Source organism: Noviherbaspirillum denitrificans (genome assembly GCF_002211445.1).
Lineage (GTDB): Bacteria > Pseudomonadota > Gammaproteobacteria > Burkholderiales > Burkholderiaceae_D > Noviherbaspirillum > Noviherbaspirillum denitrificans.
In genome coordinates this window covers 241593-251254 of the sequence record NZ_LSTO01000002.1, presented here as the reverse complement: position 1 = coordinate 251254, position 9662 = coordinate 241593, and the positions used below count along the sequence as shown (strand labels likewise).

Genomic DNA, 9662 nt, shown 5'->3' with positions numbered 1-9662 from the left:
CTGGCAGCGGCGTTTGCTGTGGGCGCGGCTTTCATCGGCCTGCAGGCGGCCGGTTCCTGGCAGGCCGGGCGCATCGTCAATGGCACCTTGCACCACGCCGACCGGACCACGCGCGTGCTCGATGTCGCGCTGACCGCCTATCCCGCCAATCCGCTATGCTGGTCCTTTGTGTCCGTCGAAAGCAACGAGCAGGCGGGCAAATATGCGTTGCGGCGCGGCGTGCTGAGCCTGGCGCCGCAACTGATGCCGATCACGCAGTGTCCGGTCAGCCGCTGGGGCGACGTGCTGCCGCCCAATGCCGGGCCGTCGATCGCCTTCTATTCGGCGGAAGTCGGCGACCTGCATACCTTGCGCGCGCTGAAGGAGGGGAACTGCCATTTCGAGGCGTGGATGCGCTTCTCGCGCGCGCCGTCGGTGGGCGCGAAAGCGGCTACCGACCTGCGCTACGGTCCCGCTGACAGCGTCAACTTCACGACCATGGATTTCGAAGCCTTCAGGAAGCTGGATTGCCCGCGCTACGTGCCGCGCTGGGCCTTTCCGCGCGCCGACCTACTTGGCCCATGAGGGCAGCCAGCGCAGGAACCACGGCAGGGGCTGGCCCTCCGCCTGCCTGCGCGCGATGGCGTCGCGCACGAGGACCGGCAGCACCGTGCGCGCGCCGCCGAACAGCTGCCATTGCGCGTAATGCAGGTTCTCGCACCATTCGGGATTGATGACGCAGACGGGGACGCCGGCGCGATGCGCGGTTTCCACCACTGCCGCCCCCGGATACATCTCGGCCGGCGTGCCCACCACCAGCACCAGCCCGGCTGACTTTGCCGCGTTGCCGGCGCGGTTCACGTCCTCTTCCCCGGGCATCTCTCCCATCCAGACAATCGCGGGCCGCAGCTTGCCGCCGCAATTTGGGCAGGGCCGGCGCAGGTCGTCTGCATTGGTCGCGTTGCCGGTCCAGCGGCACTGCAGGCACTTGAGGCGGTCGAAGCGGCCGTGCAGATGGACCACGTCGGCGCAGCCGGCTTCCTCGAGCAGCACGTCGACATTCTGCGTCACGTGGGTGACATCCCAGTAGCGTTCGAGTTCGACCAGTGCCTTGTGTCCTTCATGCGGACGTGCCGCCAGCAATCGGTGCGACTGCTCCACATACCAATCGATCGCGAACGCCGGATCGCGCGCGTAGCCGGTGAGTGTCGATACGCGTTCCAGCACGTCGCCTGTCCACAAGTGCTCGCCCGCGCCGCGGTAAGTCGGCAATCCTGAATCCGCCGACATGCCCGCGCCGCTGTAGACGAGGATGCGTTGCGCATGCATGAACTGTTCGAGCAGCTTGCGGTAGCCGGCCGGTTCGAGGCCGAAGGTTGCGGTGGGCGCGTTGCTGGGCGTTCTCATTGATGGGCGCGGGAAAGTTTTCCTATTATCGCGGCTATCCCCTGGCTGTGCCACGTGCGCCGTTGATCTGCGCCATACCCCCGATTGCGCTTGCACAAATCACAACAAAACCGTCCCGCGACAATGAACCTGGGTATCCCTACTACGAATGGGAAGAAACACGGGAATGCGATACAGGGCTCCATACCACGTGCCGGTCATGCTCGCCGCACTGGCGCTGCTGTCCGCCTGCGCCACACCGTCCGCGCCGCCAGCCTCATCCGGGTCTTCCGGAACTTTCGGGGCATCCGCGTCTTCCGCGCCGAAGAGCGACTTCACCGATGAGAGTGAATTGCTGGCCAAGGCGCGCGCGCGCCGCGAGCAAGAGATGCAAGGGGAATGGCGTGGCCAGCCCTATCATGCGCTGCGGGCGGAATACGGCACGCCGCGCTTCGTCATGTCTCATCCCGGGAACCGGGACCCGGGCAGCAACATTGTGATCTACGGCATGCGCGACGCGATCTCGCAATGCATCGACGCGTTCACCCTCTTCGTGCCGCAGAGCAGCCACGAGCCGATGGTCGCGGACTATTTTTGCCGCTGATCGTCAACCGCGGTTCATGCGCTTCGGCACCGGGTTGAACCGCAGGCGGAAAGCATCCGGCATCTTCGACCCGACCAGCGGACGCAGGTAAAGTCGGAAGGCGTCGGTGATGTCGGTGCCCGAAGGCGCGATGAATTCATCTTCCATCGTGCGCGTCTTGCCGGCCACCGCTTCCAGCGGCAGCAGCTCGTAGTCGACGGAATAGAAACCGGTGCGCTTGATCGCCACCGAACCGTCGCGCTCGCCCCACATCGCGTACTGCACCGCCTTCTCGCCGACCTCGCGCGCCTCGCGCTGGTCGACATCCGACACGCAGCCGATGAAGGAGCGCTGCAGGTAGCCGAAGGTATCGCCGCGCACACGCTTGATCTTGAGCTTGGACTTGATCTCTTCGCACAGCAGGTCGGCCAGCGCGCCAGTGCCCGACAGCTGCACGTTGCCATGCGCATCGCGTTCCACATCCTTGGCCAGCAGGGTGGCGATGGGTGCGCCCGATTCGTCATGGATGCCTTCGGACACCGCGATCACGCAGCGGCCGAAGCGTTCATACGCTTGCTTCACGTCGGCCAGGAACTTGTCGACCACGAAGGTGCGCTCCGGCAGGTAGATCAGGTGCGGTCCGTCGTCGGGGAACTTCTTGCCCAGCGCCGAGGCCGCGGTGAGGAAGCCGGCGTGCCGGCCCATCACGACGCCGACATACACACCCGGCAACGATGCATTGTCGAGGTTGGCGCCGGCAAACGCCTGTGCGACGAAGCGTGCCGCCGACGGAAAGCCTGGCGTATGGTCGTTGCCGACGAGGTCATTGTCGATGGTCTTGGGGATGTGGATGCAGCGCAGCGGATAGTTGGCCTTCTGCGCCTCCAGGCTGACGATGCGCACCGTGTCCGAGGAATCGTTGCCGCCAATGTAGAAGAAGTGTTCGATCTCGTGCGCGCGCAGCACTTCGAAGATCTCCTGGCAGTACTTCATGTCCGGCTTGTCACGCGTCGAACCGAGTGCCGACGAAGGCGTATTGGCCACCATTTCGAGGTTGTGGCTGGTCTCCTGCGTGAGGTCGACGAAGTCTTCATTGATGATGCCGCGCACGCCGTGCCAGGCGCCGTATACCCGCTCGACGCTTCGGAAGCGCCGCGCTTCGAGCGTCACGCCGACGAGGGACTGGTTGATGACCGCGGTGGGTCCGCCGCCTTGCGCGACGAGGATTTTTCCGGACGGCATGGCTTTCCTCCATGAAGTGGGCGTGTAGTGAGTATGGACGATCTCGCCGCAGGAATGAATGACATTTCGCCAACAACCGGCGCGCACACCAGAACGGTCGTGCGAATTCCGCTACCATAGTTTCTTTCCCCACTACCATGACAAGAGACACATGAGCACTCCCATCCGCTTCGACAACCAGGTCGCGATCGTTACCGGCGCAGGCGGCGGTCTCGGCCGTTCGCATGCCCTGCAACTTGCCGCGCGCGGCGCGAAAGTCGTGGTCAATGACCTCGGCGTGGCGCGCGACGGTTCCGGCAATGCAATGACGCCGGCGGAAAGCGTGGTCGCGGAAATCCGTGCCGCCGGAGGACAGGCGATCGCGAGCGCGGCTTCGGTCACCGATCCGGCAGCCGTGCAAGAGATGGTTGACCAGGCGATGAAGGAATGGGGCCGCGTCGACATCCTGGTCAACAATGCCGGCTTCCTGCGCGACAAGACGTTTTCCAAGATGAGCCTGGACGACTTCCGCGCGATCGTCGACGTGCACCTGATGGGCGCGGTGTATTGCACCAAGGCGGTGTGGGACATCATGAAGCAGCAGAACTATGGCCGCATCGTGATGACGACCTCGTCTTCCGGACTGTTCGGCAACTTCGGGCAATCGAATTACGGCGCCGCGAAGATGGCGCTGGTCGGGCTGATGCAGACGCTGGCGCTGGAAGGCGAGAAGTTCAACATCCGCGTCAACTGCCTCGCCCCCACTGCCGCCACACGCATGACGGAAGGCATCCTCAGCCCCGATGATCTCGAACTGCTCAAGCCGGAGAACGTGACGCCGGGCATGATCTGGCTGGTGTCGCAGGATGGCCCGAACAAGACCGTGCTGTGCGCGGGCGCCGGGACTTTCTCGCGTTCCAATATCACCCTGAGCGACGGTATCCATATCGGCGGAGGCCCCGATGCAGCGGAAGCGCTGGCTGCGAACAAGGACAAGCTGTTCGACCGCACCGGCGAAATCATTCCTGTCGCGGGCCTCAACCAGCCGATGATGGAGCTGACCAAGGCGCGCGCGGCACGCGGATAATTTTGCGTTTGGTAGATCCGGATCATTCCGCCGGATCTGGACTTCCCCTACGCTGCATGGAAGCAAGTTGCACGAAAGGGTGTTATGAAGCTTTTCTTCCAACGCGCGCTGCCCGCAGCGCTTGCCCTGTGGATCATCGCGCTGCCGCCGGCCCAGGCGGTGGGCTGTTATCCGCCCGCCGCATGGACACTACTGGACAAGAAACCCCGTAACGCATCCGCCACCGACATCGTCGCCGACATGGCGAAGCGCGATGTCGTGCTGCTCGGCGAATTCCACGACGAGGACGACCAGCACCGCTGGCAGGTGCAGATGCTCTCTGCGCTGCACGTAAAGCGGCCGGACATGGTGATCGGCTTCGAGATGTTTCCGCGCCGCGTGCAGCCGGTGCTCGACCGCTGGGTCAAGGGCGAGCTCACGCTCAAGCAATTCCTCGAACAGTCCGAATGGGACAAGGTGTGGAACACGCCGGCCGACCTGTATGTCCCGCTGTTCCAGTTCGCGCGCATCAACCGCATCCCGATGGTCGCGCTGAATGTCGATAACGCGCTCAACAAGGCGATCCGCGAAAAAGGCTGGAGCCAGGTACCCGAAGCGCAGCGCGAAGGCGTAGGCCGCGCGGCGGCGCCGGTGGAGGCGTACCGCGATTACCTGTTCGACGTCTACCGCATGCATGCCAGCGGGCACGGCGCGAAGGAAGACAAGGGCACGAAGGCAGCAAAGACCGATCCCGCCTTCGGCCGCTTCGTGGAATCGCAAACGACCTGGGACCGCGCAATGGCGGAAGCACTGGCGAAACAGGTGAAGTCCGCCGGCAAGCCGCTGGCAGTGGGTATCGTCGGCAGCGGCCACCTGCGCTTCGGCCACGGCATCCCGCACCAGCTGCGTGACCTCGGCATCACCAATGTCGGCGCCCTGGTGGCAATGCCCGCCGATGCCGAATGCAAGGACCTCCCCGCCGGCATGGCCGACGCGGTATTCACGCTGCCGCTGCAGGAAGACGACAAGCCGGAACCGCCGCGCCTCGGCGTGCGCCTGGAAGACGCAGAAGGCGCCGTGCGCCTGACCGAAGTCACTGCAGGCAGCCTGGCGGAGCGCACCGGACTGAAGGTCGGCGACCACCTGCTGGAGATTGCCGGCACGGCTGTCGGCAAGGCGCCGCAAGTCGCTGCCTCGGTGCGCCGCCAGCCGCCGGGCACATGGCTGCCGATACGCGTCAAGCGCGGCGACGAACTGCTGGACATCGTAGTCAAGTTCCCGGCGAAACAATGAAAAGAACCGCCGCAACCCTGCTGCTTGCGCTGGCCGGCGCCTTCGCGCACGCCGCACAGCTCGACCTGCAAGTCGAACTCGATCCCGCCACGCGACGCTTCAAGGCAGTGGCCGACGTCGCGCCCGCGACGAAGGACTTCCGCTTCCTGCTCCATGACGCGCTCAGCATCAGTGCGGCATCGGCAAACGGCAAGCCGCTCAAGGTAGCTGCCAGTGCCAGCGAGGGCGGCGCGCGTGTCTGGCGGATCGGCGTTCCTGCAGGCACGGAGCGTGTGCACATCGAATACGCAGGCACCCTGCCCGCACTCGACCGCAACCTCGATCATCGCGGCGTGCTGCGCGGCCTGCCGCCGATGGCCTCGCCGGAAGGCAGCTTCCTGCCAGCCGGCGGCGCTTGGTATCCACAGCCTGCCGCGCTGTTCAGCTACCGTCTCGACGTAACGGTGCCCGCAGGCCAGCACGCGATCGCACCCGGACGGCTCGCGTCGGAAAGCAGCGATGCCGGCCACACCCGCGCACGCTTTGACTTCGACCAGCCCGCAGACGGCATCGACCTGATGGCCGGCCCGTACGTTGTGCGCGAGAAGATGGCGCCCCGTGCCGGCGGCGAACCCCTGCGCCTGCGCACCTACTTCACGCGCGAACTCGATGCCGTCCCCGGCCTGGCCGATGGCTATCTCGACGACACGCGCCGCTACCTCGAGCGCTACGCGGAACAGATCGGCGCCTATCCCTTCGCCGGCTTCTCCGTCGTCGCCAGCCCGCTGCCGACCGGCTTCGGCATGCCGACGCTGACCTACCTCGGCGCCGACGTGATCCGCCTGCCCTTCATCCGCGCCACCTCGCTCGGCCACGAGGTGCTGCACAACTGGTGGGGCAACGGCGTGTATGTCGACTATGCGAAAGGCAACTGGAGCGAAGGCCTGACCACCTTCATGGCCGACTATGCATACAAGGAGCACGAATCCGCCGACGCCGCGCGCGAGATGCGCCTCGGCTGGCTGCGTGATTTCGCATCGGTGCCGGCCGGCGACCACACGCCGCTGGCCGACTTCCGCTCGCGCACGCACGGCGCTGCTGCTGCGGTCGGCTATGGCAAGTCGGCGATGCTGTTCGTGATGCTGCGCGACCTGATCGGCGAAGACGCATTCGCCAAGGGCATCCGCGCGTTCTGGGACAAGCAGCGCTTCCGGCGCGCGGGATGGGGCGAACTGCGTGCGGCCTTCGAGGAAGCATCGGGCAAGCGGCTGGGAGAATTCTTCGACCAGTGGCTGCACCGCGCCGGAGGACCGGCGCCGGGCATCGCCGAGGCGCGCATGGCGGAAAACGGCAAGCGCCTGCTGCTGACGGTGGAACAAGGCACGCCCGCGTATGCGATGCGCATCCCGGTCGAGCTGGTGTACAAGGACAAATCCGAGCTGCGCTGGTTCGACGTGGCACGTGCACGCGAACAAGTGAGCGTCGACGTCACGTCCGTACCCTCCGGCGTCCGTCTCGACCCTGACCTGCATCTGTGGCGTGTGCTGGAACGCGACCAGCTACCGCCCATCCTGCGCCAGTGGTTCATTGCGCGCGCGCCAAGGCTGGCAATTGCCTCGCCCGACACACGCGAAGCTGTCGAGCAGCTCGCGCAGCGCCTGTTCGAAACGCCACCGCGCACCGTGTCGCTGGATGCGATCAATGGCGGCACGCCCCTCCTGCTGGCCGGATTGCACGCCGATGTCGACGCCGCCCTCGCGCGTACCGGCCTTCCACCACGCCCGCCCGCGCTTGCAGGCAAGGGTACTGCGCAGGTATGGACCGTGGCGCGCGAGGGCGCACCGCTTGCGGTGGTGTCGGCGGAAAGCGTCGACGCGTTGCGCGCGCTGCTGCGTCCCTTGCCGCATTACGGCGCGCAGAGCTGGGTCGCGTTTGACGGCAGCCGGGCAATCGGGCGGGGCGTGTGGCCGGCACCGGGAAAATTGGTCAAGGTGGCGAACTAAATCGCGCAAAGAAAGCAGGTCCCGCCAGGGAGAAATCAACGCACGGGTTCACCGAACAAACAACCACATTCCTTGACCCCAATCATTTCCGTACGGAAATAACAGGAATAAGCTTCCTTCATGCCCCTTCAAAGCTGAAGTGGCTGTCTGGCCAGATAAAAAACACAGGGAGACCGGCCAAGACGCAATGCCGCGCGCCGACACGACGTGCACAAGCAAAAAGGAAGAACCACCATGTGCCCGACGAACCTCATGGCCTCCCTGGCCCCCGCCGCCCTCCTGGCGGCGAGTGATTCCGCCTATCATCCGCACTCGAATTTCCTGGTTGTCGACGACATCTCGAGCATGCGCCGCGTCATCGGCAGCCTGCTGAAGGACCAGCTGCGCAATGTCCGAATTTCCGAAGCCGCCGATGGCAGGAGCGCACTGCAGATGCTGAAGTCCGCGGATGCCGAGGGCAAGCCTTTCGACTTCGTCGTCACCGATTGCCATATGCCCAACATGAGCGGACTCGACCTGCTGCGCGCCATCCGCGAGGAAGAGGGTCTGCGCGACCTGCCGGTGCTGCTGGTGACGGCGGAAGCGACGCGCGACATGATCCTCGCCGCAGCCAAGGCCGGCGCAGATGGCTATATCGTCAAGCCGTTCAATGCCGACACCCTGCGCACCAAGCTGCAGCAGATCCTGTCCAAGCGCGCCCGCTCCCGCCGGACGGACTCGTCGGTCGCTATTGCCGCCTAGCAATTACTAGCCACAAAATGATTGGCGACGCAACAATTTATTTCTGGAAATTTTGATTCAAAGCAATTAATTTCCACGCCACCAGGAGTACATTGCTCGCAACCGAAGAGGGTTCAACATCGGGGTTAGCACAGCCTTCACGGCGCCAGCACGCGCGACGCCGCTCCTGACTTGACTGCGTCCCCGGCAAAGCATTCCGCCGGTTGGAATGCGTAGGAAACAGCGTGCTCAGATTTTCCCAGCTTCAAAATTTCCTCAGCCGCACCGTATTCGCCGCGATGCCGCGCGACATGCTGCGCGAACTCATCCTGCCCCGCGGCCATGCGTCGCTGCTGGCGCGGCGCCGCGCTGAAATGATCATCTCGCGCATACGCATGATCGCCGGCCTGTTCGCCATCCTGACCCCGCTCTGGATCGTGATCGACCTGCTGGTCTTCAGCTGGCCGGTGACCATCCTGCTGGTCGTTGGCCGCATCGTGACCACCATCGCCTTCGGCGTGCTGGCGGTTTCTTTCCGCAAGTCGATCCGCATGCGCGACGCCTACCGTGCGCTGGCCTACATGTTCAGCATCCCGACGCTGTTCTTCATGTATTCGCACCCGCTGCTGTCGCATTTCGACATGGCCGGCCCCGCTGCCGCCATCGCCGCCGGCTATGCATTCCTGCCCTTCGTGATGGTGGCCGGCCTGAGCGTGTTCCCGCTGACCGCGGTGGAAAGCGCGCTGTTCGCGATGCCGGTCCTCGCCGCCGAGGCGCTGGTGGCGCTGCTGCAGCTCGACATGCTGAACTGGAGTTCGCACCTGGGCGCGTTCTGGCTGCTGTTCCTGATCGCGACCGTCGCTGCGCTCGCCGGCATGAGCCAGCTGAGTTTCATGATGTCGCTGGTGCGCCAGGCCACTCACGACGGCCTGACTGGCTGCTTCTCGCGGACCAGCGGCGAGGAGCTGCTGGACATCCAGTTCCATATCGCTTCGCGCAGCGGGGCGCCGCTGTCGGTCGTTTTCCTCGACCTCGACCACTTCAAGAAGATCAACGACACCCACGGCCATGACGCCGGCGACCGCGTGCTGCGCAAGGCGGCGGAAACCCTGCGCGGCAACCTGCGCTCCGGCGACATCCTGCTGCGCTGGGGCGGTGAGGAATTCGTGATCGTGCTGCCGGGCGCCAACGGGCAGACCGCTGCCAGCGCAGTCGCGCGCCTGTTGAAGATCGGTCTGGGCCTGCGCCCGGACGGTAGCCCGGTGACCGCCAGCATCGGTATCGCCGAGCGTCTCGCGGACAGCGCCAGTACCTGGCACGAGCTGGTGGAGATTGCCGACCAGCGCATGTACGAGGCCAAGATGGGCGGCAGGAACCGCGTCGTCGGTTGCACGCCGCCGCTGCCGCAAGGAGCAGTGGTCAATGGATAAAT

The 9662-nt window shown here is 65.0% G+C and carries 8 protein-coding genes and 1 pseudogene; 7 read left to right on the top strand and 2 right to left on the bottom strand.

The annotated features are described in order from the left end of the window. A pseudogene (locus AYR66_RS24670) lies at positions 1 to 564 on the top strand (metal-dependent hydrolase); the annotation flags it as partial. On the opposite strand, the gene AYR66_RS24665 reads toward AYR66_RS24670, so the two are convergent. Further along, a complete protein-coding gene (locus AYR66_RS24665) occupies positions 550 to 1386 on the bottom strand; it encodes an SIR2 family NAD-dependent protein deacylase (protein ID WP_088710196.1) in 837 nt (278 codons plus the stop codon). The pseudogene AYR66_RS24670 and the gene AYR66_RS24665 sit on opposite strands and share 15 nt — an antisense overlap. A 199-nt stretch (positions 1387 to 1585) precedes the next feature. Here AYR66_RS24665 and AYR66_RS24660 point away from each other — a divergent pair, with 199 nt between their 5' ends. Beyond that, a complete protein-coding gene (locus AYR66_RS24660; protein WP_141104310.1) occupies positions 1586 to 1969 on the top strand; it encodes a hypothetical protein in 384 nt (127 codons plus the stop codon). A 3-nt stretch (positions 1970 to 1972) separates the two neighbouring features. On the opposite strand, the gene AYR66_RS24655 is transcribed toward AYR66_RS24660, so the two are convergent. Next, positions 1973 to 3190 (bottom strand): 6-phosphofructokinase, encoded by a 1218-nt coding sequence (locus tag AYR66_RS24655; protein WP_088710194.1) that lies wholly within the window; start codon positions 3188 to 3190, stop codon positions 1973 to 1975. Positions 3191 to 3341: 151 nt separating this feature from the next. Here AYR66_RS24655 and AYR66_RS24650 point away from each other — a divergent pair, with 151 nt between their 5' ends. The 5 genes from AYR66_RS24650 (at position 3342) to AYR66_RS24630 (ending at position 9660) form a co-directional block, all read left to right on the top strand. Then, positions 3342 to 4256, top strand: coding sequence for an SDR family NAD(P)-dependent oxidoreductase (locus AYR66_RS24650; protein ID WP_088710193.1), 915 nt, complete (start codon positions 3342 to 3344; stop codon positions 4254 to 4256). An 84-nt stretch (positions 4257 to 4340) separates the two neighbouring features. Beyond that, positions 4341 to 5528, top strand: coding sequence for a ChaN family lipoprotein (locus AYR66_RS24645; RefSeq protein WP_088710192.1), 1188 nt, complete (start codon positions 4341 to 4343; stop codon positions 5526 to 5528). Next, positions 5525 to 7510 (top strand): M1 family metallopeptidase, encoded by a 1986-nt coding sequence (locus tag AYR66_RS24640; protein WP_088710191.1) that lies wholly within the window; start codon positions 5525 to 5527, stop codon positions 7508 to 7510. Before AYR66_RS24645 ends, AYR66_RS24640 begins: the two co-directional genes overlap by 4 nt. A gap of 234 nt (positions 7511 to 7744) precedes the next feature. Next, entirely contained in the window at positions 7745 to 8251 is a 507-nt protein-coding gene (locus AYR66_RS24635) for a response regulator (protein ID WP_272938377.1), read from the top strand. Positions 8252 to 8475: 224 nt separating this feature from the next. Beyond that, a complete protein-coding gene (locus AYR66_RS24630) occupies positions 8476 to 9660 on the top strand; it encodes a GGDEF domain-containing protein (protein WP_206047314.1) in 1185 nt (394 codons plus the stop codon). The last annotated feature ends 2 nt before the right edge of the window (positions 9661 to 9662 follow it).